General features: G+C 63.0%; 28 protein-coding genes, 1 riboswitch and 1 other annotated feature. Of the genes, 12 read left to right on the top strand and 16 right to left on the bottom strand.

From position 1 onward, the window contains the following. Positions 1 to 67: 67 nt before the first annotated feature. The 5 genes from thiD to ICI42_RS07355 are packed head-to-tail and all read right to left on the bottom strand — an operon-like array spanning position 68 to position 4016. Positions 68 to 880, bottom strand: coding sequence for a bifunctional hydroxymethylpyrimidine kinase/phosphomethylpyrimidine kinase (gene thiD / locus ICI42_RS07375; RefSeq protein ID WP_188163915.1), 813 nt, complete (start codon positions 878 to 880; stop codon positions 68 to 70). Then, the gene (thiE, locus tag ICI42_RS07370; RefSeq protein WP_188163914.1) at positions 877 to 1539 is read right to left on the bottom strand and encodes a thiamine phosphate synthase; all 663 of its coding nucleotides are present in this window, start codon (positions 1537 to 1539) and stop codon (positions 877 to 879) included. The genes thiD and thiE overlap by 4 nt, the downstream gene beginning before the upstream one ends. After that, complete coding sequence (locus tag ICI42_RS07365; RefSeq protein ID WP_188163913.1) at positions 1526 to 2272, bottom strand: hydroxyethylthiazole kinase; 747 nt, start codon at positions 2270 to 2272, stop codon at positions 1526 to 1528. Before ICI42_RS07365 ends, thiE begins: the two co-directional genes overlap by 14 nt. After that, positions 2269 to 3207, bottom strand: a complete 939-nt coding sequence (locus tag ICI42_RS07360; RefSeq protein WP_188164451.1) for an ABC transporter substrate-binding protein — start codon at positions 3205 to 3207, stop codon at positions 2269 to 2271. The genes ICI42_RS07365 and ICI42_RS07360 overlap by 4 nt, the downstream gene beginning before the upstream one ends. Then, complete coding sequence (locus ICI42_RS07355) at positions 3207 to 4016, bottom strand: ABC transporter permease (RefSeq protein WP_188164450.1); 810 nt, start codon at positions 4014 to 4016, stop codon at positions 3207 to 3209. The genes ICI42_RS07360 and ICI42_RS07355 overlap by 1 nt, the downstream gene beginning before the upstream one ends. 104 nt (positions 4017 to 4120) lie before the next feature. After that, positions 4121 to 4223: riboswitch (TPP riboswitch) on the bottom strand. 116 nt (positions 4224 to 4339) lie between these two features. Between ICI42_RS07355 and ICI42_RS07350 the strand changes: the two genes are divergently transcribed. The 3 genes from ICI42_RS07350 (at position 4340) to ICI42_RS07340 (ending at position 6924) form a co-directional block, all read left to right on the top strand. Next, the gene (locus tag ICI42_RS07350) at positions 4340 to 4792 is read left to right on the top strand and encodes a DUF1801 domain-containing protein (protein ID WP_188163912.1); all 453 of its coding nucleotides are present in this window, start codon (positions 4340 to 4342) and stop codon (positions 4790 to 4792) included. A gap of 22 nt (positions 4793 to 4814) precedes the next feature. Continuing rightward, entirely contained in the window at positions 4815 to 5216 is a 402-nt protein-coding gene (locus ICI42_RS07345) for a DUF1801 domain-containing protein (protein WP_188163911.1), read from the top strand. 99 nt (positions 5217 to 5315) lie between these two features. After that, positions 5316 to 5371: a sequence feature (sul1 is cis-regulatory element that is thought to sense ions involved in sulfur or methionine metabolism; They are found in Alphaproteobacteria), on the top strand. A gap of 65 nt (positions 5372 to 5436) precedes the next feature. Beyond that, the gene (locus ICI42_RS07340) at positions 5437 to 6924 is read left to right on the top strand and encodes a SulP family inorganic anion transporter (RefSeq protein ID WP_188163910.1); all 1488 of its coding nucleotides are present in this window, start codon (positions 5437 to 5439) and stop codon (positions 6922 to 6924) included. 45 nt (positions 6925 to 6969) lie between these two features. Here the strand turns inward: ICI42_RS07340 and ICI42_RS07335 are convergent, their stop codons facing one another. Both ICI42_RS07335 and ICI42_RS07330 read right to left on the bottom strand, forming a co-directional pair. Next, positions 6970 to 8043, bottom strand: a complete 1074-nt coding sequence (locus ICI42_RS07335) for a serine hydrolase domain-containing protein (RefSeq protein ID WP_188163909.1) — start codon at positions 8041 to 8043, stop codon at positions 6970 to 6972. A gap of 212 nt (positions 8044 to 8255) precedes the next feature. Continuing rightward, entirely contained in the window at positions 8256 to 9689 is a 1434-nt protein-coding gene (locus ICI42_RS07330) for an NAD-dependent succinate-semialdehyde dehydrogenase (protein ID WP_188163908.1), read from the bottom strand. Positions 9690 to 9941: 252 nt separating this feature from the next. On the opposite strand from ICI42_RS07330, the gene ICI42_RS07325 reads away from it, so the two are divergent. Then, entirely contained in the window at positions 9942 to 10955 is a 1014-nt protein-coding gene (locus tag ICI42_RS07325) for an aldose epimerase family protein (RefSeq protein WP_188163907.1), read from the top strand. Positions 10956 to 10961: 6 nt separating this feature from the next. On the opposite strand, the gene ICI42_RS07320 is transcribed toward ICI42_RS07325, so the two are convergent. The 5 genes from ICI42_RS07320 to chvE all read right to left on the bottom strand — a co-directional run bounded on the left by ICI42_RS07320 (position 10962) and on the right by chvE (position 16873). Next, positions 10962 to 11738, bottom strand: a complete 777-nt coding sequence (locus ICI42_RS07320) for an SDR family NAD(P)-dependent oxidoreductase (protein WP_188163906.1) — start codon at positions 11736 to 11738, stop codon at positions 10962 to 10964. 11 nt (positions 11739 to 11749) lie between these two features. Beyond that, positions 11750 to 12745, bottom strand: a complete 996-nt coding sequence (gene araD1, locus ICI42_RS07315; RefSeq protein ID WP_188163905.1) for an AraD1 family protein — start codon at positions 12743 to 12745, stop codon at positions 11750 to 11752. A 163-nt stretch (positions 12746 to 12908) separates the two neighbouring features. After that, a complete protein-coding gene (gene mmsB, locus ICI42_RS07310) occupies positions 12909 to 14165 on the bottom strand; it encodes a multiple monosaccharide ABC transporter permease (RefSeq protein ID WP_188163904.1) in 1257 nt (418 codons plus the stop codon). After that, complete coding sequence (mmsA, locus tag ICI42_RS07305; RefSeq protein ID WP_188163903.1) at positions 14162 to 15697, bottom strand: multiple monosaccharide ABC transporter ATP-binding protein; 1536 nt, start codon at positions 15695 to 15697, stop codon at positions 14162 to 14164. The genes mmsB and mmsA overlap by 4 nt, the downstream gene beginning before the upstream one ends. 159 nt (positions 15698 to 15856) lie before the next feature. Then, positions 15857 to 16873 (bottom strand): multiple monosaccharide ABC transporter substrate-binding protein, encoded by a 1017-nt coding sequence (gene chvE, locus ICI42_RS07300; RefSeq protein ID WP_210317086.1) that lies wholly within the window; start codon positions 16871 to 16873, stop codon positions 15857 to 15859. A 317-nt stretch (positions 16874 to 17190) separates the two neighbouring features. On the opposite strand from chvE, the gene ICI42_RS07295 reads away from it, so the two are divergent. Continuing rightward, positions 17191 to 18168, top strand: a complete 978-nt coding sequence (locus ICI42_RS07295) for a LysR family transcriptional regulator (RefSeq protein WP_188163901.1) — start codon at positions 17191 to 17193, stop codon at positions 18166 to 18168. Positions 18169 to 18170: 2 nt separating this feature from the next. Here ICI42_RS07295 and ICI42_RS07290 read toward each other — a convergent pair whose 3' ends face one another. Beyond that, positions 18171 to 18851, bottom strand: coding sequence for a D-lyxose/D-mannose family sugar isomerase (locus tag ICI42_RS07290; protein ID WP_188163900.1), 681 nt, complete (start codon positions 18849 to 18851; stop codon positions 18171 to 18173). Between the two features lie 409 nt (positions 18852 to 19260). Between ICI42_RS07290 and ICI42_RS07285 the strand changes: the two genes are divergently transcribed. Then, the gene (locus ICI42_RS07285) at positions 19261 to 19971 is read left to right on the top strand and encodes a helix-turn-helix transcriptional regulator (protein ID WP_188163899.1); all 711 of its coding nucleotides are present in this window, start codon (positions 19261 to 19263) and stop codon (positions 19969 to 19971) included. Then, positions 19968 to 20720, top strand: coding sequence for a helix-turn-helix transcriptional regulator (locus tag ICI42_RS07280; RefSeq protein WP_230980215.1), 753 nt, complete (start codon positions 19968 to 19970; stop codon positions 20718 to 20720). Before ICI42_RS07285 ends, ICI42_RS07280 begins: the two co-directional genes overlap by 4 nt. A gap of 4 nt (positions 20721 to 20724) precedes the next feature. Here ICI42_RS07280 and ICI42_RS07275 read toward each other — a convergent pair whose 3' ends face one another. Continuing rightward, positions 20725 to 21153, bottom strand: a complete 429-nt coding sequence (locus ICI42_RS07275) for a hypothetical protein (RefSeq protein WP_188163898.1) — start codon at positions 21151 to 21153, stop codon at positions 20725 to 20727. Between the two features lie 316 nt (positions 21154 to 21469). Here ICI42_RS07275 and ICI42_RS07270 point away from each other — a divergent pair, with 316 nt between their 5' ends. The 5 genes from ICI42_RS07270 (at position 21470) to ICI42_RS07250 (ending at position 23974) form a co-directional block, all read left to right on the top strand. Continuing rightward, positions 21470 to 22138 carry a response regulator transcription factor gene (locus ICI42_RS07270; RefSeq protein WP_188163897.1) on the top strand — a complete coding sequence of 223 codons (669 nt, stop codon included), beginning with the start codon at positions 21470 to 21472 and terminating at the stop codon, positions 22136 to 22138. A 157-nt stretch (positions 22139 to 22295) separates the two neighbouring features. Further along, positions 22296 to 22643: a flagellar biosynthesis regulator FlaF gene (gene flaF / locus ICI42_RS07265; RefSeq protein WP_188163896.1), complete on the top strand. Its 348-nt coding sequence runs from the start codon at positions 22296 to 22298 to the stop codon at positions 22641 to 22643. 186 nt (positions 22644 to 22829) lie between these two features. Beyond that, positions 22830 to 23114, top strand: a complete 285-nt coding sequence (locus tag ICI42_RS07260; protein WP_188163895.1) for an SCP2 sterol-binding domain-containing protein — start codon at positions 22830 to 22832, stop codon at positions 23112 to 23114. A gap of 82 nt (positions 23115 to 23196) precedes the next feature. Beyond that, positions 23197 to 23574, top strand: a complete 378-nt coding sequence (locus ICI42_RS07255; RefSeq protein WP_188163894.1) for a MerR family transcriptional regulator — start codon at positions 23197 to 23199, stop codon at positions 23572 to 23574. Continuing rightward, positions 23561 to 23974: a carboxymuconolactone decarboxylase family protein gene (locus tag ICI42_RS07250; RefSeq protein WP_188163893.1), complete on the top strand. Its 414-nt coding sequence runs from the start codon at positions 23561 to 23563 to the stop codon at positions 23972 to 23974. The genes ICI42_RS07255 and ICI42_RS07250 overlap by 14 nt, the downstream gene beginning before the upstream one ends. A 75-nt stretch (positions 23975 to 24049) precedes the next feature. On the opposite strand, the gene ICI42_RS07245 is transcribed toward ICI42_RS07250, so the two are convergent. Both ICI42_RS07245 and odc2 read right to left on the bottom strand, forming a co-directional pair. Further along, entirely contained in the window at positions 24050 to 24643 is a 594-nt protein-coding gene (locus ICI42_RS07245) for a GNAT family N-acetyltransferase (RefSeq protein WP_188163892.1), read from the bottom strand. Positions 24644 to 24743: 100 nt separating this feature from the next. Continuing rightward, the gene (gene odc2, locus ICI42_RS07240) at positions 24744 to 25877 is read right to left on the bottom strand and encodes an ornithine/lysine decarboxylase (RefSeq protein ID WP_188163891.1); all 1134 of its coding nucleotides are present in this window, start codon (positions 25875 to 25877) and stop codon (positions 24744 to 24746) included. Positions 25878 to 25892 lie beyond the last annotated feature (15 nt).

Genomic DNA, 25892 nt, shown 5'->3' with positions numbered 1-25892 from the left:
ATCCGAAAAAGCGAACTCAAGCCCGCAGCGCCGCAATCACGCAGCACCACCGTCCTTGCCGGGATGTCTAAAGCGCGGCGCCCTTGTCCCACCAGCGGTGGAAATGATGCACCGGCCCCCTGCCCTTGCCGACGGTCAGCGTCCCGGATGCCACGAGCGCATCGTGCAGATAGGTTTTCGCCGTGCCCACCGCAGCCTCGAGCGCAGCCCCCTTGGCCAGTTCGGCCGTGATGGCGGCGGCCAGCGTGCATCCCGTACCATGGTCGTTGCGCGTGGCCAGCCGAGGTCTCACGAAACGATGCACCGTCTTGCCGTCGAACAGCAGGTCGGTGCTGTCTCGGTCCGACCCGTGCCCGCCCTTGACCAGCACGGATCTCGCTCCCATCGCCGCGATAGCCCGCGCCTGGCGCAGCATTGCCGCCTCATCGGCAGCCAACGGCTCACCCGTCAGAAGTGCCGCCTCGGGCAGGTTGGGCGTGACGATGGCAGCCTGCGGCAGAAGCCTTCGCCGCAAGGTCTCGACGGCGTCCGGCTGCAGCAGCGCGTGGCCCGATGTCGCCACCATCACCGGGTCGACGACGATGGGCACGGTCACATAAGCCAAGGCATCGGCGATGGCCTCGATGGTGGCGACGCGCGAGACCATGCCGATCTTGATCGCACCGACATCGAGGTCCGACAGAACAGCCTCGATCTGGGCCGCGACCATGTTGGGCGAGATGTCCTCGATGGCCGACACGCCGAGCGTGTTCTGCGCGGTGACAGCCGTCAGCGCCGAGGCGCCATAGACGCCGAGCGCTGAAAAGGTCTTGATATCGGCCTGGATGCCGGCGCCGCCGCCGCTGTCCGACCCCGCAATGGTGAGCGCAATCGCCGTCATGCGCCGCGCTCCTTCAAAGCAAGATCGACCGCGTTGCGCAGTTCGCGCGTGGCCTGCGCCGGATCGGCGGCACGGAAAATCGCTGAGATCACCGCGACCCCATCGGCCCCGGCTGAAATCGCCTGCGGCGCGGTCTGCAGATCGATGCCGGCAATCGCTCCGATGGGCAGGTCGGGCCGCATGGCACGGATGCGCGTCGAAAGCGCCGACAGGCCCGCCAGCCCCACCGGAGCGTCGGGATTGGTCTTGGAGATGGTCGCAAACACCCCGCCGATGCAGGCATAATCGGCGGAAGACTGCGCCGCCGCATCGGCATCCCCATCGTTCTTGACCGTCAGGCCGATGATCGCACCCGGTCCAAGCAGGCGGCGCGCATCTTCGCAGAGCATGTCCTCGCGGCCGAGATGCACGCCCTCGACGTCAGCTGCCAGCGCCACATCGATGCGGTCGTTGACCACCAGCGGCACGCCGGTGCCGGCGAGCGCGGCATGGATGGCGCGGGCGCGCTCGACCATCACCCGCGTCGGCGCTGTTTTGTCGCGATACTGGATCAAAGTTGCGCCGTTCTCGGCGGCGGTGCGCGCAAGCGCCGCCAGGCGGGCGGGGTCGAGATTGTCGGCGTCGACCAGGGCGTTGAGGCGATAATCAACCTTGGGCATGGGAAATGTCGATCCTTGCATGGGTTTGGAGGGCATCGGCATCAAGCGCGGCCAGTGCATCGAGCAGCGCGGGACCGAAGGTGCCGGGGCCGCGGCTGAAGGGTGCCGCCAGTTCCGCGGCGACGCCGATGGCGGTCATGGCGGCGGCGGCGGCTTTCATCGCGTCGGGTTCGACGGCCACGAAGGCTGCGAGCACGCCGCCGGCCAGGCAGCCGGTGCCGGTGACCTGCGCCATCAGCGGATGCCCGTTCGACACGACAATCGTCGCGCCACCGAAACCGATCGTGTCGCGCGCGCCGGTCTCCACCCGCACGATGCTGTCCGGCAGCGCTGAGATGGCCGCCATTTCGGCATGGTTGCCGCGCACCACGGCAGGACCGGCGTCGATGAGCTCGCGGGCAAAAGCCAGCCGCAGGTCGGACAGGTTGCAATGCACCGGATCGAGCACCCAGCGTCTGCCGAGCCTGCGCGCCTCTGCCACCGCGACGCCGCTCGACTCGCGCCGCGCCGGGTCGAGCGTGCCGAGATTGATCACCATGATGTCGGTGCGGGCGACGAAGGATGCGACCTCGTCGATGCTCGACGTCATCGAAGGATGGGCTCCGAGAGCCGACAGGCCGTCGGCCATGAATTTCTGCACCACCGTATTGGTCAGGCAATGCACGCGCGGGCTGCGCTGCCTGATCTCCGAAAGGCAGCGCGATGCGGTCTCGACGATATCCGCTGGCGTCATGGCAGGCTCACCGCGATTTCGTCCACGGCGGGCGCTGCCCTGATCAGCCCTTGTTCCCGCAGGAAGGCGCCGAAGCGCTCATACCGCCCCCTATCCAGCGCCGCGGGCCGCTTGGCGAAGCGCGGCAGTGTCGCAGCCCAGGCCTGCCTGTTAAGGTCGTCGTCAAGGTCGGGATGCGCCTTGACGAACAGTTTCCACGCCTCGTCGGGATGGTTGGTCAGCCAGATCGCCCCTTTTTCCACCGCCGTCAGGAAGCGCGGCAGGCGCGGGTCGGCAGCCAGTTCCGTGCGGGTGACAAAGATCAGCTCGTCATAGGCCGGTACGCCGTGCTCTTCGGGGTAAAAGGCTAGGCCCTCATGGCCCTCGATGTGCATCTGCGCCAGCTCGAAATTGCGGAAGCCACCAATGGTGGCATCGACCTTGCCGGCGATCAGCGAGGGCGACAGCGAGAAATTGACATTGACCAGTTTGACGTCGTCCTTCGACAGCCCGGCACCCTTCAGCATCTGGCCCAGCATCGCATCCTCGAAGCCGGCGACCGAAAAGCCGACCGTCTTGCCCTTGAGGTCGGCCAGCGCCTTGATCGGACCGTCAGCCAGCACCGTCAGCGTGTTGAGCGGGGTTTCGACCAGCGTGCCGAACCGCACCAGCGGCAGGCCGGCATCGACGTCGAGATAGAGATTGGGCTGGTAATGCACGGCAATGTCGGCCTGTCCCGCCGCGACCAGGCGCGGCGGCGCGGATGGATCGGCCGGCGGGGTCAGCTCGACCTCCAGCCCTTCGTCGGCGAAATAGCCGAGCTCCTGTGCCACCACCAGTGGCGCATGGTCGGGATTGACGAACCATTCGAGCAGCACCGACAGTTTGTCGGCCGCCGAGGCCGGCGTGGGGAGTGCGGCGACGGCGAGGCCGGCGGCAAGGGCAAGAGCACGGATCACGTGGAAATTTCCTTTCGAGGCATGATGAAACGGGAGGCGCGTTCGGGCGCGGTCTCGCGCGCCCAGGGCGCAAGCGGGGCGGTGACGGCATCGACCAGTGCGCGAAGCACGAGCGTGAGAACCGCGATGAACACCAGCGCGGCAAAGACCTCAGCCGTCTGCATGCGGGCATTGGCCTGCAGCATGACGAAGCCGAGACCGCCCGCCGAGCCGACCCACTCGCCCACCACCGCGCCCAGCGGCGCGAGCGGGGCGGCGACCTTCACGCCAGAGACGAAATAGGGCAGCGCCAGCGGCACGCGGATGAGACGCAGCACCTGAAGCGGGCTGGCAGGGGTCAGCGCGCAGGCATCGAGCACGGCGCGGTCGGTGCGGCGGATGCCGTCGGCAAAGGCGGAGGCGACGGGAAAGAAGACGATCAGCGACGTCATCACCACTTTCGACGCCATGCCGAAGCCGAACCAGATGACCAGAAGCGGCGCGATGGCGAAGACCGGCAGCGCCTGCAGCACCAGCACCAGCGGCCAGACGACGCTGCCGATGCGCGGCAGCGCTGCGATGCCGATGGCCACAAGCGCACCCGCCAGCGTGCCCGCCAACAGGCCGAGGCAGGCTTCGGAGAAGGTGAGCACGGCGTTGCGGGCAAGAAACTCCGCGCGCAGCACCAGTTGGGCGGCAACGGCGGCCGGCGCGGGCAAAATGAAGGCGGGCGGCGCAAACAGCCAGATTGCGAGCTGCCAGATCAGGAGCACCGCCAGCAACCCGCCGGCCACAGCCTGCGCAACACGGCCCAGGCCCAGCGCCATGGGCAATGCGGAGCGTCTGGTCGGGTCAAACGGTCTTCCCACCTCAGTCCCTTCAGGCTTTCGCCAGAAGACCCGGTGCATGGCGGAAAGAGCCAGAAGTGCGGGAGAAACCCTAGTTCCGTTCCTACGCCGGCATGACCCGGATCAGGTTCAAGGGTCCGGCTCCACGCCATCTCAGCACCGTTCGGTGCACCCCTCGGATGGGCCGGACAATAGCGGCGAAGACTGTGCTGTCAAGCGGTGCAAAAGCATTCGCTCACGCCCGAAGCCTGGAGGCAACTGTCTGGCGGTGATATGTTTGCAGGCCAGTTGGAGGACCACCGATGAAGGAACCATCCGGAAAGCCGGCGAAGTCTGCAAACAAAAAGCCCGACGAGCCGGTTCTGCTGTCGGGCGGCAATCCTCAAATCGCCAAGGGCTATGGCGACGAACCGGTGCAGGCCTATATCGCCGCCATGCCGGGCTGGAAACGCGATATCGGGCAGCAAATCGATGCGCTGATCGTCCGCGCTGTTCCCCAGGTTAGCAAGGCCGTGAAATGGAATTCGCCGTTTTATGGCATTGAGGGCCAAGGCTGGTTCATGAGCATGCACTGCTTCACGAAATACGTGAAGGTGGCGTTCTTCCGCGGCGCATCCCTGCAGCCCGTGCCGCCCGGAGCCTCCAAGCAGAAGGATGTCCGCTATCTCGACATCCATGAGAACGAGGCCATCGACGAGACTCAATTCACCGACTGGGTGACACAGGCGAGCCGACTGCCCGGCGAAAAAATGTGACTTTGAAATTGGGAGCGACATCATGCCGACCAAACCGGCAACGAATGAAACCGAACCCTCCGCCTCGCACCGTATCGATGCGCGGATAGAGGAGCTGGGCGACTGGCGCGGCGAAACCCTCGCCCGCGTCCGCGCCCTCATCAGGCGGGCCGACCCGGAGGTTGTCGAGACATGGAAGTGGCGCGGCGTTCCGGTGTGGGAGCACTCCGGCATTCTCTGCACCGGCGAGACCTACAAGTCGGTCGTGAAACTGACCTTCGCCAAGGGCGCTTCGCTGGACGATCCCAAAAAGCTGTTCAACTCCAGCCTGGACGGCAACACCCGCCGCGCCATCGACATCCACGAGGGCGACACCATCGATGAAGAAGCGTTGAAGGGGTTGATCCTGGCGGCGGTGGCACTGAATATCGTGAAGAAGAAGTAGCCGATAACGACGATTGGCGTGAGGATCCGACCAGAAACCCCTCACCCACGCTCCGCATATTGCATCGCGGCGAACTTTGCCGCTATAGAGGTCCATCAACATGGACCCGGTGAAATTCCGGGTGGCTCTTCTGGCCGCCGATCCGCCAGACAACGCAAAGACACGCTCCCTTGTGCAGCCGGATGATGAACCCGGTGCGTCGAGCGTTTGCGGAATCCCCATGAAAAATCTCAGCACCTACCGCCTTGAATGGTTCTCCAACATTCGTGGCGATATCCTCTCCGGCATTGTCGTTGCGCTGGCGCTCATCCCGGAAGCCATCGGGTTCTCCGTGATTGCCGGTGTCGATCCGAAAGTCGGGCTGTTTGCCTCCTTCGCAATCGCCTGTGTTTGTGCCTTCACCGGCGGACGGCCGGGAATGATCTCTGCCGCCACTGCCGCCACCGCCGTGGTGATGGTGTCGCTGGTGAAGGATTACGGCCTGCAATATCTGTTCGCTGCGACCATACTGATGGGCCTCCTGCAGATCGTCGCCGGGTTTGCGAAGCTCGGCCGGCTGATGCGCTTCGTGTCCCGCTCGGTCATCACCGGTTTCGTCAACGCCTTGGCGATCCTGATCTTCATGGCTCAGCTTCCGGAACTCATCAATGTGCCCGTGCAAACCTACTGGATGATCGCCGCCGGCCTTGCCATCATCTACCTGTTCCCGCGGATCACCAAGGCAGTCCCCTCGCCGCTTGTGGCCATCGCGGTCCTGACTGCCATTGCCTGGTGGACGGGCATGGACCTGCGGACCGTCGGCGACTTGGGCGAACTGCCTTCTTCCTTCCCGGTTCTCGCACTGCCGCAGGTTCCGTTCACGCTGGAGACGCTGCGGATCATCCTTCCATACTCGATCACGCTGGCCGCGGTCGGGCTGTTGGAATCGCTTTTGACAGCACAGATCGTCGACGACATGACCGACACGCCCAGCAACAAGAGCCAGGAATGCATCGGTCAGGGATCAAGCAACATCGCCTCCGCGTTGATCGGCGGCATGGGCGGCTGCGCGATGATCGGCCAGTCCGTGATCAACGTCACGTCCGGCGGACGCGGGCGACTTTCGACCTTCATCGCCGGTGCATTCCTGCTGTTTTTGATCCTCGTGCTCGATGATCTGGTCAGGATCATTCCCATGGCCGCACTGGTGGCGGTGATGATCATGGTGTCGATCGGCACGTTCTCCTGGCGGTCGATCCTCGACCTGAGGCGCAATCCGCTGCCGTCGTCCATTGTCATGCTCGCAACCGTGGTGACAGTGGTAACAACGCACGATCTTGCGAAAGGCGTTCTGGTGGGCGTGCTGCTATCGGGCGTGTTCTTCGCGGGCAAAGTGGCCAAGATGTTCCGCGTTAACGTGGTGACGCAGGCCGACGGTCAGGAAAAAACCTATTCCGTCACCGGGCAGATCTTCTTTGCCTCCGCGGAAAGCTTCGTCACGGCGTTCGACTTCACCACACCGGTGCGCAAAGTCGTCATCGATGTGAGCCAAGCGCATCTCTGGGACATCACCTCGGTGGCAGCGCTGGATAAGGTGGTCCTGAAATACAGACGCAACGGTGTGGATGTCGATGTGGTGGGTTTCAACGAGGCAAGTGCAACCATGATCGACCGGTTCGGTGTTCATGACAAGGCAGATGCCAGCTCGGCGAGTATGCCAGTGCATTGAAGGGACGTGGCTTTACGCGGGGCCATCATCCCTCCGCCGCCAATTTCACGTCGCGTCGAACGCTTCCAGCATCAGGCCGATAATGTCGTCGACCGGCTTGTTGGACAACAGCACAGCGTCGTAGCCGTTGGGCAACTGGATGATGCCGGTGCTCAATCCCATGCTGAGGCTGCCGACATTTTGGGTGAGGCCGCCATTGTGATGATAGGCCAGCCCATAGGTGGTCGCGCCGGGATACCAGCCCAGCATACGCTGCATCATGAAGTCGCTGTATTCGGGCAGCAGCACCGTGTTGTCGCGGAAACCCATCAGATAGGTCAGCAAGGCCGATGCCGAGGAGATCCAGCCGCCCGGGCCGACGCACTGCATTTCCGGCCAGTAATAACCTTGGGCTTCGGGTGAAGACGGATCGTAGCTGAGCGTCGCCCATGACGGGTCGTCGGGAACAGGGCTGAAGATGCTGGTGTCGATGCCGAGTGGCGTCAGGATTTCCGATTGCACCCAGCTGACATAATCGGTCAGGCCCTGCTGTTGGCAGATGCTGTCGATCATCGCCTGCAGGATGGTGAAATTGGTGTTGGAATAGACGTAGAGCTGGCGCGGCAGCACGCCGTTCGACCCCAGATATTGCTCAACGAAACCGTCGGCGCTGTCGGACGAGTAGAGCGTTCCGTTTTCCGGCAGGCGCGCGGTCATCGTCAGAAGCTCCGCGATGGTCACGGTCTTCACGCCCGGAGCAGGCTGCAGATTGGGGTAGAGCGCTTCGATAAACGGCCAGAATTGCTGGTTGACGCTTTTGATCCAGCCGCGTTGCACCATCTTGAAGACGGCCGTGGCGGTCACCGTCTTGGAAACGCTGGCGAGGTTGCAGCGGCTGTCTACCGTGAACGGGATGCCCTGCCCGTCCGAGGTATCCTGCGGCATCCGCGCATAGCCCCATGAGCCGGAATCGACCAGCGTGCCGTTCTGCCCGATGCAATAGGCATAACCACCCGGCGAGTAGCCGAGATATTGCTGGAAGATGGCGTCCCATTGCGGCGTCGGCGTGCTTGAAAGACGTCTGCGCGGACGGGGGTTCAGCTTTGCTTCAATGGTGCATGGCTGGGCAACGGAAACCATGGGAGACTCCGCAAAGGCTACATCCAGAATGCCGCTGACGCTGCGCCAGCACCAGGATCATACAATGCGAAAGAGCGAATAACGAGAGCAACACTTGAATAATTGCTGCTTAGATTGCGCAGAAAAGCCGCGGCTTGCGCCACGGCTTTTCGATATAGTTTCGCGTTGCTCTCAGACCGGGCTTTACCGCCCGGTCTTCGCCGTCGAAAGCTTCAGATGCCGGCCTGGGTCAGGAACTTGACGTTCAGATAGGGCTCTATGCCTTCCGCGCCGCCTTCGCTGCCATAGCCCGAATCCTTGATGCCGCCGAAAGGCACTTCCGGCAGGGCAAGGCCGAGATGGTTGATGGTGATCATGCCGCTTTCGACCATGGTGCCCACCTGCGTCGCCCGTTTGGCGGAACTGGTGAAGGCATAGGCGGCGAGGCCGAACGGCAGGCGGTTGGCTTCCTTGGTCAGGTCCTCGATGTCGTCGAAGCGCGAGACCAGCGCCAGCGGCCCGAAGGGCTCTTCATTCAGGACGCGGGCTTCCAACGGAATGTCGGTCAGCACGGTCGGCTCGAAGAAATAGCCCTTGTTGCCGATGCGGCGGCCGCCGGCCTGCACCTTGGCGCCATGCTTGGTGGCGTCCGCGACCAGGCCTTCGATGGCAGCGAGGCGACGCGCATTGACCAGCGGTCCCATCGTCGTGCCTTCTGCCAGGCCGTCGCCGACCTTGATCTTGCTGACCGAGCCCATGAACTTGTCCAAAAAGCTGTCATAGGCGCCGTTCTGAACCAGGAAGCGCGTCGGCGACACGCAGACCTGGCCGGCATTGCGGAACTTCGACGTGGCGAGCAGCGAAGCTGCGTTGTCGAGGTCGGCATCGTCGAACACGATGGCCGGCGCATGGCCGCCCAGTTCCATCGTGGCGCGCTTCATATGCGTGCCGGCAAGCGCCGCCAGATGCTTGCCCACAGGCGTGGAGCCGGTAAACGAGATCTTGCGGATATAGGGGTGCGGGATCAGATATTCGGAAATCTCTGCGGGGACGCCATAGACCAGATTGACCACGCCTTCCGGCACGCCGGCATCGACGAAGGCGCGGATCAGCTCGGCGGGCGAAGCCGGGGTCTCTTCCGGCGCTTTGACGATGATCGAGCAGCCTGCGGCAAGTGCAGCCGAGACCTTGCGCACCACCTGGTTGATCGGGAAGTTCCACGGCGTGAACGCCGCCACGGGACCGACCGGCTCCTTGATGACCAGCTGGAAGACATCGGCGCGACGGGCCGGAACCACGCGGCCATAGGCGCGGCGGGCCTCTTCGGCGAACCAGTCGATGGTGTCGGCGCCGCCGATCACCTCGCCCTTGGCTTCGGCCAGCGGCTTGCCCTGTTCGAGCGTCATCAGGCGGCCGATCTCGTCGGCACGGCTGCGCAACAGGTCGGCTGCCTTGCGCATGATCTTGCTGCGGTCATAGGCCGACATCGCCTTCCAGGTCTGGAAGCCCTTCCACACCGCTTCCAGTGCCTCGTCGAGGTCGGCTGTCCCGGCATGCGCCACGGTGCCGATCACCTCTTCGGTCGCCGGATTCACGACGTCGATGGTGCGGCCGGACTGGGCGGGGCGCCATTTGCCGTCGATGAGGAGCAATGTGTCTTTGTACATGGAAAATTCTTTCGTGATGGAACGGACGATTGCGGATGTGCGGGAGGTCCGGCGGGCGCCGGAGCCGTGGGCGTTCTACGCCAAGTTAGGCACGATGGCACGCATTTCCAACATATAGACGCATAAAAGCATCGGTCCAGGCACAGGTCTGACGCTAGGACCAATCGACGTTACGCAGCTGCACGCGTGACAAGATGGTGAGGATTTCCGCGCTCCGCGCTACACTGTGTCGCGAATCGCACGGGGGGAGCTATGAGACGGATATCCGCGACGTTGAGGGACGGCACGGCGGTCGAGACCATCACGATCGGCAAGGAGGGCGGGCTGCAGGCGAAGATCCTGACGCTGGGCGCTACCCTGTCCGATCTTCTCGTGCCGGTTGCCGGCGGCGGAAGGCGCTCGGTGATCTTGGGATTTGACGGGCCGCAAGGGCATCGCGACACGCCGGGGTTTCTGGGCGTCGTGGCGGGGCGATGCGCCAACCGCATCGCCGGCGGACGCTTCGAACTGGACTGCCAGACCCACCAGCTCGACCTCAACGAGAAAGGCGCAACCCATCTGCATGGCGGATCGGACGGGTTCTGGAACCGCATCTGGACCGTGCTGGAGGCCGACGACGACTTCGTGCTTCTGGCGCTGACCTCGCCCGACGGCGACCAGGGCTATCCCGGCGCGGTGCAGGTAACCTGCCGCTACACGGCAAGCGCAACACGGCTGACCATCGCGCTTGAGGCGCGCACCGACCGTCCGACGTTGGTGAACCTCGCCACCCACGCCTATTTCAACCTCGACGGCGAGGGCGACATTCTCGGCCACCGGCTGACGATCCCGGCGGAAAGCTACACGCCCGTCGACGACGCGCTCATCCCCACCGGCGAGATCGCCACCGTGGAAGACACTCGCTTCGACTTCCGCAAACCGCGCAGCATCGGCCAGGGCGATGCAAGCCATCATGAAGGCTACGACCACAATTTCGTGCTCGCCATGCAGCCCGCCGAGCGCCCCCATCGCGTGGCGCGGCTCGAAGGCGGCAAGGGCGACACCGCCATGGAAATCTGGTCGACGGAGCCGGGGCTGCAATTCTATGACGGCGCCGGACTGCCCCTGCCCCATCCGCTGCGCGGCGGCCGCGAAAGCGTCCGCTTCGGCGGCTTGTGCCTGGAGCCGCAGCGTTTCCCCGACGCCATCAACCACGCCGACTTTGCCGGCGCGGTTCTGAGGCCCGGCGAAGTCTACAGCCAGGTGACGGAATATCGCTTCGACTGAATTGGGTTACACCCAGCCGCCGTCGACGATGAAATTCTGCGCCGAGCACATGCGCGAATCGTCAGACGCCAGAAACAGCGCCATGCGGGCGATATCGTCGGGCAGAACGCGGTCTGCGAGACACTGGCTGCGGTCGATCAATTCATTGGCGGCATCGTCGACCCATAGGTCGAGTTGGCGCTTGGTCATCACCCAGCCGGGCACCAGTGTGTTGACGCGGATGCCATGCTTGCCGAGGTCGCGCGCAAAGGAGCGCGTCAGGCCCTGCACCGCCGACTTCGACGCGGCATAAGCGGGATAGCCGCCTGTCGCCATCATCCAGCCCACCGAGCCGAAATTGACGATGGCGCCATGACCCGCCTCGATCATGCCGGGCGCGACCGCCTGGATGGCGAAGAACGAATGCCGCAGGTTAACCGCGACGCGGGCGTCGAAATAATCGGGCGTGACGTCGCGCCAGTCGTGACGGGTGTCGTTGGCGGCGTTGTTGAGCAGCGCCAGTGTCGGCCCATGCTCGGCCTCGATCTCGGCAATGGCCGTGCGGTAGGCGGCAATGTCGGCGATGTCGCAACGCCGGAAGGCGACGCTATGCCCCTGCCCCTGCAATTCGACAGCGAGCGCGGTCCCCTCGGCCTCGGCAAGATCGACGAAGCCGACCTTGGCGCCCTGATCCGCGAAGGCGCGCACCAGCGCCTCGCCAATGCCGGTGGCGCCGCCGGAAATCAGCACCGGCCGGCCTGAGAGACTGGGGTAGCGTGCAAGCATATCGTTTCTGTCAACCATGATGTCGTTCCTCACAAAGCCCGCACGACGACGACACCCGCATCGCGGGCGACGGCGAGAGGATTGCGCAGCGGCAGGCCGAAATCGGTCGCCTCGATTTCGAAGACATCGCCTTCCTCAACCTTGACGCCATCGGCGAAGGACAAAGTGGCAGTGCCGAACATATGCACATGCACGTCGCCGGGCTGGCGGAAGACGTCGTATTTGAAATGGTGATGCTCGAGATTGCCTATGGTGTGGGACATGTTGGTCTCGCCCGACAGGAACGGCTTTTCCCACAAGGTCTCGCCCTGGCGCAGGATGCGCGACATGCCGCGAATGTCCTCTGGCAGGTCGCCGACCAGGATTTCAGGGCCGATGGATGCATTGCGCAGCTTGGAATGGGCGAGATAGAGATAGTTGATGCGCTCGGTCACATGGTCGGAAAACTCGTTGGAGAGCGCAAAGCCGATGCGGAACGGCGTACCGTCGTCGCCGATGAGATAGATGCCGGCGATCTCGGGCTCCTCGCCGCCGTCGAGCGCAAAGCCGGGCGAAGACAACGCCTTGCCGGGCTCGACCATCATCGTGCCATTGCCCTTGTAGAACCATTCCGGCTGCACGCCGACAGCCCCGTTGGACGGCTTGCCGCCTTCCAGGCCCATCCGGAACATCTTCATGGAATCGGTCAGTTGCTCTTCGCCCGCGGCATCGAGCTTCTTATGCATGGCGTCGCGCGTCGACGCGGAACCGAGATGGGTCAAGCCCGTGCCGGTCAGATGCAGATGCGCGGGATCGGGGTGGCGGATCGGTGCCAGCATCCTGCCCTCGGCATAGGCGGCTGCGATGTCGACACTCTCGCCGAGCCCGCGCGTCTGGATGATCTCCTTAAGCCCAATGCCGCCGCGGATCGCCTCCAGCGCAAGCGCATAGACCGATTTCGCATCGTTGATGAAATGCGCGTCCGCACCGTCGCGAACCGCGACACGGACTTTGCCGTCCTGGGTCATGATCTGTGAGATCAGCATCATCTTTCCTTTCGTTCCTCCGCCTGTGCGCGGGCAAAAATTCTTCTTGCCGGAGACCATCGGGCATCCGGACCGGGTGTTCTCATTCTGTCAGGGCAGTGTCCGGACGCTTGGCGCGGCGGACCCTGTCTTGGGCTGCGGCGAAACCGCCGCGCCTGTCCGCTTATGCTTTCTTCTTGTTGTACAGATCGAAGGCGACGGCACCGAGCAGCACGAGGCCTTTGATGACCTGCTGCCAGTCGATGTTGATGCCCATGATGCCCATGCCGTTGTTCATCACGCCCATGATGAAGGCGCCGATAACGGCACCCATGACCTGGCCCACGCCGCCCAGCGCCGATGCGCCGCCGACGAAGACGGCGGCAATGACGTCCAGTTCCAGGCCGGCGCCGGCCTTCGGCGTCGCCATGTTCAGGCGGGCGGAATAGATCAGGCCGGCAAGGGCCGCCAGCATGCCCATGATGACGAAGATCATGAAGGTCAGCCGCTCGGTATGGATGCCCGACAGCTTCGACGCCTTCTCATTGCCGCCCATGGCATAGATCCGGCGACCGAAAGTCATGCGTTTGGTGACGAAGACGAACACGCCGATGAGCAGGCCCATGACGACCAACACGTTGGGCAGGCCGCGGAAGGATGCGAATTTATACATCAAAAACAGGATGATGCCGGCAAGCACCAGGTTCTTCAGCACGAAGAATACGAAGGGCTCGGCATTGTAGCCGTGGCTTTCGCGGCTTCTGCGGCTGGCGAGCGCGAAATAGAGCATCACGGCGACGATCAGCACACCGATCACCATCGTCGTCGAATGCAGCACGATGCCCGTTCCGGGCATGGGGTTTCCGGCGGCATTCAGCGTCGGCGCAACGATGGTCCAGCGGCCGATCACGTCGGGGATGAAGCCGGCGCTCAGAAGCTGGAACAGCGGCGGAAACGGACCGACCGAACGGCCGCTCAGCACGTTGAGCAGCAACCCCTTGAACACCAGCATGCCGGCCAGGGTGACGATGAAGGACGGAATCTTCATGAAGGCGATGAAATAGCCTTGCACGCCGCCGATGGCGCCGCCCAGCGCGATGCAGAGCAGGCCGGCCAGCAGCGGGTTCACGCCAAAATCGACCATCAGAATCGCGGCCACGGCGCCGACGAAGCCCGCCACCGCGCCCACCGACAGATCGATGTGACCGGCGACGATGACCAGCAGCATGCCCAGCGCCATGACGATGATGTATGAGTTCTGCAGCACCACATTGGTGAGGTTGACCGGCAGGAACAGGATGCCGTTGGTCATGTAGCCGAAGAACAGCATGATGACGACGAGGGCGAGAACGAGGCCGTATTCGCGCAGGTTCTCCTTGATGGCGTCCTGCATGGAAGCCTTGCCCGAATTGACGGTGGACGGTGCGGTTTCCGTGCTCATTGGACTGCCCTTTCTTCACCACGGACGATGGCCCGCATGATCTTCTCCTGGCTGGCTTCCTCGCGGCCGAGTTCGCCGACGATGCGGCCCTCGTTTAGCACGTAGATGCGGTCGCAGATGCCGAGCAGTTCCGGCATCTCCGACGAGATGACCAGAACGCCTTTGCCTTCGTCGGCCAGCTGGTTGATGATTCCATAGATTTCATATTTGGCGCCGACGTCGATGCCGCGCGTCGGCTCGTCCAGGATCAGCACGTCGGGCTTGGAGAACAGCCATTTCGACAGCACGACCTTCTGCTGGTTGCCGCCCGAAAGATTGCCGGTGATCTGGTAGACGCTCGAGGACCGGATATTGGTCCTGCGCCGATAGTCGTTGGCGACCTTGACTTCGGCCATGTCGTCGATGACGCCGGATCTGGACACGCCTTGCAGATGCGCAAGCGTCACATTGTGCTTGATGTGGTCGATCAGGTTCAGCCCGTAGGTCTTGCGGTCCTCGGTGGCATAGGCAAGGCCCGCGTCGATGGCGCGGCCGACAGTCGATGTATCCGCCGGCTTGCCGTGCAGGTAGACCTCGCCGCTGATTCCGGTGCCATAGCTGCGGCCGAACACGCTCATGGCGAATTCGGTGCGGCCCGCGCCCATCAGCCCGGCGATGCCGACCACCTCGCCCTTTCGGACATTGAGATTGATACCCTTGATGATCTGCCGCTCGGGATGGATCGGGTGGTGCACCACCCAGTTCTTCACCTCGAAGATCGTCTCGCCGATTTTCGGCGTGCGCGCCGGATAGCGGTCTTCCAGCGAGCGGCCCACCATCGAGGTGATGATGCGATCCTCGGTGATGGCGTCCTTGTCCATCGTCTCGATGGTGCGCCCGTCGCGGATGACGGTGACCCGGTCTGCGACCTTCTTCACTTCGTTGAGCTTGTGCGAGATCAGGATGCAGGACATGCCCTGCGCCTTGAACTCGAGCAGCAGGTTGAGCAGCGCCTCGCTGTCTTTCTCCGACAGGCTGGCGGTCGGCTCGTCGAGGATCAGCAGCTTCACGTCCTTGGCGAGCGCCTTGGCGATCTCGACCAGTTGCTGCTTGCCGGTGCCGATATTGGTGACGAGCGTGTCGGGGTCTTCGCGCAGGCCCACCTTGCGCAACAGCGCCGCGGCCTTGGTGCGCACGAGATTCCAGTCGATGACGCCGAAGCGCGCCTGCTCATTGCCGAGGAAAATGTTCTCGGCAATCGACAGAAGCGGCACCAGCGCCAGTTCCTGATGGATGATGACGATGCCGACGCGCTCGCTGTCGTGGATGCCTGAAAAACGGTTTTCCTGGCCGAAATAGCGGATTTCGCCGGAATAATCGCCAAATGGATAGACGCCGGAGAGCACCTTCATCAGCGTCGACTTGCCCGCACCATTCTCGCCGACGACGGCGAGGATTTCGCCTGCACGCACATCGAGATTGACGTCCTGCAAAGCTTTGACGCCGGGAAACGTCTTGGTGATGCCGCGCATCTCCAGAATGGTGTCGTTCATGATGCTGTTACCCCGGAGCTGTTCTCTCCCCGTTCACGGGAAGAAGATGCCGGCAGGCAGATGAGGGGTCGGCGTGAATCACGAAAATTCATCGCGGCCCCTCATCCGTCACTTCGTGATGCCTTCTCCCCGCAGGCGGGGAGAAGGAACGGAACTGGCTTACTTCAGCTCTTCCGCCTTGATGTAGCCGGACTCGACCACGACCTGCTCATAGTTGCTCTTGTCGACCGAAACCGGCTCGAGCAGGTAGGACGGGACGACCTTCACGCCATTGTTGTAGGTCTTTTCGTCGTTGATCTCAGGCTTGCCACCCGACAGAGCGGTGTCGACGAGCGCCGCGGTGACCTTGGCCAGTTCGCGCGTATCCTTGAACACAGTCGAATACTGTTCGCCGGCAATGATCGCCTTGATCGAAGGCGTTTCGGCGTCCTGGCCGGAGATGATCGGCCACGGCTGGTCGCCCGAACCATAGCCCACACCGCGCAGCGACGAGATGATGCCGCGCGACAGGCCGTCATACGGTGCAAGAACCGCATCGACGCGGCTGCCGTCGGAGTAGTTGGCCGACAGGATGTTGTCCATGCGGGCCTGGGCGACAGCGGCGTCCCAACGCAGCGTGCCGACCTTTTCCATGCCCATCTGGCCGGACTTGACGACGAGAACGCCCTTGTCGATCAGCGGCTGAAGGATGCTCATGGCGCCGTCATAGAAGAAGAAGGCGTTGTTATCGTCGGGCGAACCGCCGAACAGCTCGATGTTGAACGGACCCTGCTTCTCCGGATAGCCGAGACCCTTCAGGATCGATTCGGCCTGCAGCACGCCGACCTTGAAGTTGTCGAAGGTCGTGTAATAGTCGACATTCGGGCTCTCGCGGATCAGGCGGTCATAGGCGACGACGATGGCGCCGGCATCATGCGCCTGCTGCAGAACCTGCGACAAGGTCGTGCCGTCGATCGAAGCGACGACCAGGGCCTTCGAGCCCTTGGTGACCATGTTCTCCATCTGGGCGAGCTGGTTGGGGATGTCGTCTTCCGCATATTGCAGGTCGACGGTGTAGCCCTTTGCCTCCAGAGCGGCCTTCAGCTCGTTGCCGTCGCTGATCCAGCGAAGCGACGACTTGGTGGGCATTGCGATGCCGACGGTGCCCTTGTCCTGTGCCGATGCCGAATAGGTCATGGCGGCAAGACCGATCGACAACGCAGCCACGAATGTCTTGATGATCCTCACGTTTTCTCTCCCTTTAGGCGTGCGGAAAGCACGCACGCAAATTCCGCCCGAGGCAGGCGCGATACCGAAAATTCGTTGCGTGTATTGACCTCCCAATACATCGCGCCGCACCGCTACCTGCTCAGGCTCGAAGCCCAAACCGACCGGTTGTCACGACACGCCGAAAATCGGGGAGGTTGGCATAACTGTCAAATGCAAAGATGCGCTGCAACCATACCGGATTTGGTATAAGACGGTGATAATCGAACGCAGCGGGGAGGCACGAAATGGGCGGCATGAAGCATCGCGAGACCAGCGACGCGCCGGTCGAGGAAAGCGAGACCCTGCTGCGCAGCGGCCTCAAGCTCAGGCACCTGCATATGATGGTCGCGCTGGACGAGCACGGGCAGTTGAGCGCAGCCGCCCAGATTCTCAACATCTCCCAGCCGGCGGCATCGCGCATGCTGTCGGAGATCGAGGCGATCCTGGGGGTGAAGGTCTGCGAGCGGCTGCCGCGCGGCATCGCGCTCACGCCTTATGGCGCGACGCTGGCGCGGCGCGGCCGCACCATCCTTCTGGAAATGCAGCAGGTCGAGCGCGAGATCGGCGAACTCAAGCAGGGCAAGGGCGGCTCGGTGTTCATCGGCGCCGTCACCGCGCCTGCCGTCGAGATCGTGGTGCCGGCAATCCGCAAGATCAGGCAGCGCTATCCGCGCATCGAGATCAACATTCAGGTGGAAACCAGCTCGGTGCTGGCGCGCGAGCTGATTTCAGCGCGGCACGATTTCATCATCGCCCGCGTGCCCGACGATCTCGATCCGCGCCTGTTCGAAAGCCGCATCATCGGCGTGGAAAAGGCCTGCCTCATCGTCCGCCGGGGGCACCCCCTGGCCGACGGGCGCACCGTCGAAATCGAAGGGCTGGGGGACTACGATTGGGTCTTCCAGCCCGGCGGCTCGCTGCTGCGCCAGACCATGCAAGGCATTTTCATGAGCCGCAACGCACGCCTGCCCGACCGCGTTCTCAACACCAGCTCGCTGCTTCTGACGCTGGTCATGGTGGCGCAATCGGATGCGATAGCGCCCGTGGCCTTCGACGTGGCGAATTTCATCAACAGCAAGAGCGGTCTGGCGGGCGGGATCGAAATCCTGCCCACCGCCTTCGAGATCAATGTCCAGCCCTACAGCCTGATCATGATGCGCAACCGAACCCTGTCGCCGGCGGGCCAGCTGCTGCACGACCACATCCTGCGCGAGATTTTCTGAGCTCAGGCGATCCGGCTGTCATAGTCGGAGACGAGCAGGTGCAGCGGCGCCTCGTCTTCCTCGATGCTGGAGAACCGGCCGATCGGCTCGTTGAACACGTTGTCGGTCAGGTCGTCGTTGACGGTGGAAACCTCGCCGATCAACACATCCTTGCCCTCGCCCCAGAAAGCATGCCAGACGCCCGGCAGAAGGGTAACGCTCTCGCCAGGATCGAGACTCAGGAGACCGCCCGCCTTGAGCTTGCGCACCACGCCATCGGTGGGCACCTCGACCTCGGCCTCCGGGTCGACGCTGCCGTCGGGAGCGGACATGAACAGTTCCAGCACCAGTTTGCCGCCGCCGCGGTTGATGATGTCTTCCGCCTTCACATTGTGGCGGTGCATCGGCGACATCTGGTCCTTGCGCGAGATCATGATCTTTTCGGCGTACAGCATGCCCGTGCCGCGCGTCAGGTCCTCGGCGCGGCCGTTGCGCACGGTGAACAGGAACAGGCCGAGTTCGTCGAACTTGCCGCGTCCGTAGTCGGTAATGTCCCAGCCCAGCCGCGCGCCGATAATGCCTTCCGGACGGCGGGAAATCAGCTCCTCCGGGGTCCAGTAGGCGAAGGGCGGCATGATATAGCCGAAGGAGCGAATGAAGGCGTCGCTCTCGCGCAGAATCTCGTTGACCTTCGACCGTTTCATGCGTCTCTCCCAGACTTTGGTGTCAGACGCATTCATTGCCCGGCTCGCGTCCGCCATTCAAGGACGAAATTTTACCCGCGCAAAAAATCAGTTGGAAGCAGCGCATTTCCCGGCCGCTGAGTCTGCGGACGGACTCCGAATCCACTTTTTGTCAATTCCTGTTTGATGTCGGATTCGCGAGAGGTTAGATTAAGGACGAATCAGCCGATCCCGGGGACGGACGGCGAGACCTTCAGAACTCTGGGATGCCGGATAGCTCCGGTTCAGGGCGCGGATGGCTTCGCGTTGTACGTCGGGATTCGTCCGATCTCGGCGTCCGTGTCGGGTTTTCGTAAAAAACAAACGCAGTGCATGCCGGCCGCGGGATACCCCCGCGTCGGTCGAGAATGGATTCCGTCCGCGAGCAGAGATGACAGCCACGGCTCAGCGATCAGACAGAACCAAGGTGGGAGGGCGGCTTGCGGGCCGCGGCGACCTCACAGCGTTCCTCATGCAGCTCTGCGAAGAGGTCGAGGCCGACTGCTACCTGCTGCTGGCGATGCATCAGACGCATGACGGACCGCAACCGGAGATCGTTTCCTCCAACTGGATCTACGACGCCATACAGCTCGCGGGCCATGCGCTCATTGCAGCCCTGGCGCAGGGGCCGCTGGCGACCGGTCCAGGCATCCGGCCGCAATCGGTGACCACGGCGCAGCCCGGAACCATAGACGGCGTCCTCGACAGCGAAGAAGCGCGCATGCTCGACGTGCTCGGCCATGGCGAAATCTTCTCGCTGCGGCTGCATATCGGCCACCAGCGTCTGTTCCTGCTGCTCTCCTCCGCCGATGCCGGCATCATCGACCCGGCAAAGCTGTCGAAGATCCAGTTCAACTGCTGCTATGCGCTGTCGCAAATGCCCGAACTGCTCAGCGCCTCGCGCCTGCAGGACCCGCTTTCCGACCGAGAGCGCGAATGCCTGTTCTGGGTGTCGGAAGGCAAGACCACCGACGATGTCGCGATGATCCTGGGCGTGTCGTCCAACACGGTGAACAGCTACATCACCCACGCCATCCAGAAATTGTCCGCCAGCAATCGTGCCATGGCCATCGCCACGGCAATCAGGAACGGAATCATTTGAAACGCCGGCTCTTCAGCGCACCGATCGTCGAGCAGAACACTGCGCCCTTGGGCGTCAAGGTGCCTGCGCAGACATCGGCGACCGGCAAGCTGCCTGACGCCGTCCGCCACTGCCGCTGGATCGCCACCGACCTCAATGCCGAGCATTTCGGCGTCTATATGCTCAACGTCTCGTCGGAAGGCGTGACCATGACGGCGTGCTTCGATTCGAACTATCCGGAATTCTGCCGCGCCGCTCCTCAGCTCGCCGGCATCGACCGAAAACAGCTGGCGCGGCATGCTCGAGCCTCCACCGCGCCATGCTGGTGGGGAAAAAATGCCGCCTTCGCGGATGTGATGCAGGACCTGCCCTTCGCTCCCCGCATCGGCGCTTCGGACATAAGCACGAGCGGTCTGGCCTTCCCGGTCAACACGGAGCGCGGCCAGAGCGGCGTCGTCGTATTTTCCGGCACGGAGTTGATGGCTGAGGCCGACAGCATCCACGAATTTCACGGCCGCTGTTTTTCGCTGTTCGAGGCCGTCTACCGCATCCGCCGGACTGAGGCCGAACGCGCGCCGGCAATCTCGCGGCGCGAACTGGAATGCCTGCGGCTGACCTCGGCCGGCTGCACCAGCGAGGAGATCGCGCGGCAGCTGAAGCTTTCAGTGCACACGGCCAACCAGTATCTGACCCAGACGGCGCAGAAGCTGAACGCGGTCAACCGCATGCATGCGGTCGCCAAGGCGCTCCGCCTCGGCCTGATCGGCTGAGGAGTTATGAGAGGGTCAACGGCTGAAAGCGCGCCCGGTCCAGCGCTGAGGCCAGAAAATCCGTATCGGCCTGCGGATCGTCGTGGGGCTTGTCGAACGCTACGTAGTTGATCTCGATCGACGCATCGAGCGCAGTCATGGTGAGTTGGAAATAGACCCTCGCCCCCTCAGGGCATAGCTCCAGGTCGAGCACGACACGCGGGTTTCCCTGCCAGCCTACATCCGCCTCGCCGCCATGCCCCAGCCGCAGCGTGCCGGGCATGAAATAGAGTTCCGCCGAGGAATCGACGATATCGGACAGCGAAGCGAAATGCTCGAGCCGGATGAACGCTATGTAGTCGGCGATATCGACAAGACGCAGTTCGCGCACCACCGGATGCATCGCATTGGCAACGATCGCTTCCCGGGACGGTGCGTGGCTCTGTCGGTTCATCAATCTCGGCCTTAAGTCCTGCGCTGCATCGAGCTGGGCAATGCAAACCGGTTCCGCCGCGGATTGGCAGATCGCGACGCCGGGAACCCTATCCGCCGAAACTTGCTCGTACATGGAGTGAGGAAGGCCGTGTGGTCGGCAGCGGGAACGCCGGTTTCTCGGCGGATTCCATAGGCGTATGAAGGCCTTACGCCGGCCGTAGGCTCAAATTCCGCACCCCTAGAAATCAGGCGTGAAATATCGGGGTTATTCACCTGCTGACCAGCGGGGTACGCCTTTGTAAGTGGGGAAATAAACTGATTCGGAAGGCGGACCGATGATCGTGATCGTCGACGAGCGCGAGCTCGTGACCGATGGATATAACTCGCTTTTCAGCCGTGAGGGTGTTGCAAGTGCAGGCTTCCGCTCACGCGAATTCGGCGAGTGGGTTTCCAGCGCAGCCGACGAGGATTTCCGCTCCGTCCATGCCTTTCTGATCGGCGATTGTGGCGATTCTCAGGTATCGCCGAGCAGCATCAGGGACAGGACCGACGCGCCCGTTATTGCCCTGAGCGACCAGCACACGCTGGAACAGACGCTGCGGCTGTTCGAATCCGGCGTCGACGACGTCATCCGCAAACCCGTCCACATCCGCGAAATTCTCGCGCGGATTTCGGCCATTCGCCGCCGTGCCCAGCCTGAAACGAGCTGCACGGATATAGCCGACATGCGGATTTTCATGGACGGACGCGATCCGGAAATAAACGGCCAGCCGATGCCATTGCCGCGCCGGGAGCGCCGCATCCTCGAATATCTCGCCAGCAACCGCGGCCGCCGCGTCACCAAGACCCAGGTCTTCAACGCCATTTATGGCGTGTTCGACGACGAGGTCGAGGAGAATGTGGTGGAGAGCCACATCAGCAAGCTGCGCAAGAAACTGCGCGAGCGGCTGGGCCGCGACCCCATCGAGTCCAAGCGTTTCCTCGGCTACCGTCTGGTCATCTGAGCCGGTCCTGACGTTCAAGCGGTCAGCCTGGCGCAAGACATGAAGGCTACCTCTTTGACCGTGCAAACCGCATAGAGGCATCGTTGACGTTTCCCCGCATACATCCAGCAACCACGCTGCCGACTTTCCCAGGCTGACCGCGAGCGAGGACGCGCGCATGTACCAACTCTCCTATGACGAGAGGCAGTCCGACACCGTTGTCGACGCCCGGAACCGCGAAAAGCAGGTTCTCGATCGATCCATCGAAATGCTGATGAAAGCCCGCGCCAGCGGCGCCGATTCCCGCGAGGCCACCGCTGCGCTGCAATTTACCAATCGCGTCTGGACGACCTTCCTCAACGATCTGGAAAACCCAGAGAGCGCGCTGCCCAATGAGCTGCGGACCAACCTGATTTCGGTCGGCATGTGGGTCCTGCGCGAGTCCGAAGCCATACGGAAAGGTCGCGCGCAGAATTTCGACGGCCTGATCGAGGTATCCCAATTCATCCGCGATGGATTGCAGTGACCATAGCGGGTTGAGTTATCCGCTTCTGCCGATGCACGTAACGCTCGGCGTCAAGCATCGGAAAATTCGTACATCCCGTCGCTCTACGTTGACGTAAACGTCAACAAGCATTTATAGCTGACCTTCCCCACCGGCTGTTCGCCGCATTCATCATAGGCCGGCATCACTTTGCAGAGGAACAATGCCATGAGCATTCAGGCAGTCGCCGACAAGATCAAAGCCCAGGTCGAAAGCTCCAGCTTCGACCGTTCGGTGAAATTCGACACCGGCAGCGACGGCGTCATCGTCATCGACGGCCCGACCATTTCGACCACGGACGCGCCCACGGACTGCACGATCAAGCTTTCGCTCGACGATCTGGAGTCGCTGATTGCAGGCGAACTGAACCCGACGATGGCGTTCATGACCGGCAAGATCAAGGTCGAGGGCGACATGTCCGTCGCCATGGCGCTGAGCCAGTTGATCGGCTGAGAACTAGCCTTCAAAACAGCGCTTGACTTAGAGTGCGCTCTAACTCGTAGCTTCCCAGGCGTCGTGACGAAGGACGGTACCTGTGAAGATCGGCGAACTCGCTCAACGCTCTGGCCTGTCGGCCTACACGATCCGCTACTACGAGCGGATCGGTCTCCTGCCTTATGCCGACCGCGATGCCTCCCGGCAGCGGGACTATGACGCGTCGATCCTGACCTGGATCGCGTTTCTGGGTCGGCTCAAGGCAACCGGCATGCCCATCCAGGAGATGCTGCGCTATGCGATGTTGCGCCAGCAAGGTCCTCAGACCAACGCCGAACGTATGGCGCTTCTGAAAGCCCACCGGCAGGGCGTGGCTGCCCAAATTGCCGAACTGCAGGCATCTCTTCTCGTCCTCGACACCAAGATCGCCGGCTATGCCGACGCGGAAAAAAGGATCGAGACCGATGACGAACCATGAAACCCACACCACCGAAAGCCGTCTGCAGCGGGGTATCCGCGCCTTGGCGCAAATAGACGGCGAGGCAGGCCAGAAGGTGGTGGACTCGCTTGCCGACATAGCGCCCGACTTCGCCACCTACCTGCTCGAATTCCCGTTCGGCGATATCTACTCCCGGCCTGGCCTTGACCTTCGGGCGCGCGAGATCGCAACCATCGCAGCGCTGGCCGCCATGGGCAACGCGGCACCCCAGCTGAAGGTGCATATCGAGGCCGGCCTGAATGTCGGGCTCGAACGCGGGGAGATCGTCGAGATCCTGATGCAAATGGCGGTCTATGCCGGCTTTCCAGCGGCGCTCAACGGGCTGTTCGCCGCCCGCGAGGTGTTCAATCACCGCGACGGGCTCGCCTCCGCTGCGTAGAACAGCAGCCTGGAACGACGATGGCCTGCCGGACGGCAGGCCATCGTGTCGCGGACGGCTCTTGTGCCTGTGATCTCAGGCGGCGATTGCGACAGGCGCCGAGCGCTGCTTGCGTCCGGCGGCCTTGAGCACGCCGCGTGCACCATCGAGAGCGCCTTCGACCAGTTCCAGCGCCAGGAAACGATGCTGCTCGTAAGGGCCGGGCATGGCAAGCGATCCGGTCTTTTCGGCGGTGAAGCCGAACCGTGCATAGTAAGGCGCGTCGCCAACCAGCAGGATGACCTTGTGGCCCAGCCGCGCTGCTTCGCCGATGGCATGCCGCATCAACGCCGAGCCGATGCCCGCGCTCTTCACCGAAGGATCGACGGCCAGAGGACCGAGCAGCAGCGCCTTCGCACCGCCCTCGCCCGCCGTCACGTCCCACAGGCGGACAGTGCCGATCAGGTCGCCGGACCCGTCGCGTGCGACGAAGGCAAGGCCTTCGGACGGACGGCGGCCGCGACGCAGCTTTTCCGAGGACTTGCGCTTGCGGCCCGCGCCCATGGCACGGTCAAGCAGCGCTTCGCGCGCGGCGATATCGCCATCGGCTTCGATGCCGACCACGAAGGTGGCCGCGTCCTGCCAGGCATTTGCGTCGATGGTGTGAGCGAGAGAGGTCGAGAGTTCCATATCCGTGATCCTTCACGAGCGGAGATTGTCCACAAGCGAGCGGAATCGGGCGGAACAGTCCGCCCGAGACCTTTAGTGATCCGAGGGGCTTTTGAGCCCGTCAGATCACGTAGGATCGGAGAGGCTCGAAGCCGTTGAAGGCGACCGAGGAATAGGTCGTCGTGTAGGCGCCGGTACCCTCGATCAGAACCTCGTCGCCGATGGTCAGCGACAGCGGCAGCGGGTACGGCGTCTTCTCGTACATCACATCGGCCGAATCGCAGGTCGGGCCGGCGAGCACGCAAGGCGCGGTCTCGGAACCGTCATGCACGGTCGAGATCGGGTAGCGGATCGCCTCGTCCATCGTCTCGGCGAGACCGCCGAACTTGCCGATGTCGAGGAATACCCAGCGCACATTGTCGTTGTCGGCCTTCTTCGAGATCAGCACGACTTCCGACTTGATGACGCCGGCATTGCCCACCATGCCACGGCCCGGCTCGATGATGGTCTCGGGGATGTTGTTGCCGAAGTGCTTGCTCAGCGCTTCGAAGATGGCCTGGCCATAGGCCTGCGCCACCGGAACATCCTTGAGGTAACGGGTCGGGAACCCGCCGCCCATATTGACCATCTTGAGCACGATGCCTTCATTGGCCAGCGTGGCGAAGACGCGCTTGGCATCGCCCAGCGCGCGGTCCCAGGCCGACAGGTCGCACTGCTGCGAACCGACATGAAACGACACGCCATAGGCATCGAGGCCGAGGGAGCGGGCATGGCGCAGCACATCGACGGCCATCGCCGGCACGCAGCCGAACTTGCGCGACAGCGGCCATTCGGCGCCTTCGCCATCGGTCAGCACACGGCAGAACACGCGGGCGCCGGGCGCTGCACGGGCGATCTTGTCGACTTCTTCGACCGAATCGACGGCGAACAGGCCGATGCCGAGTTCATGGGCGCGGGCGATGTCGCGTTCCTTCTTGATGGTGTTGCCGAAGGAGATGCGGTCGGCGGTGGCGCCGGCGTCGAGCGCCATTTCGATCTCGGCGACCGAAGCGGTGTCGAAGGACGACCCCATCGAAGCAAGCAGGCGCAGGACTTCCGGGGCCGGGTTGGCCTTCACGGCATAGTAGATGCGCGACTGCGGCAGCGCCTTCTCGAAAGCGCGGAAATTGTCGGCGACCACGTCGAGGTCGAGCACGAGGCAAGGACCGTTCGGACGACGGGTGGCGAGGAAGTCGAGGATGCGCTGAGTGGCCATCGGTCTCTCCATTCA

The organism is Oryzicola mucosus, assembly GCF_014534685.1.
Classification (GTDB): Bacteria; Pseudomonadota; Alphaproteobacteria; order Rhizobiales; family Rhizobiaceae; genus Oryzicola; species Oryzicola mucosus.
This window is presented reverse-complemented; position numbering and strand designations above follow the sequence as displayed.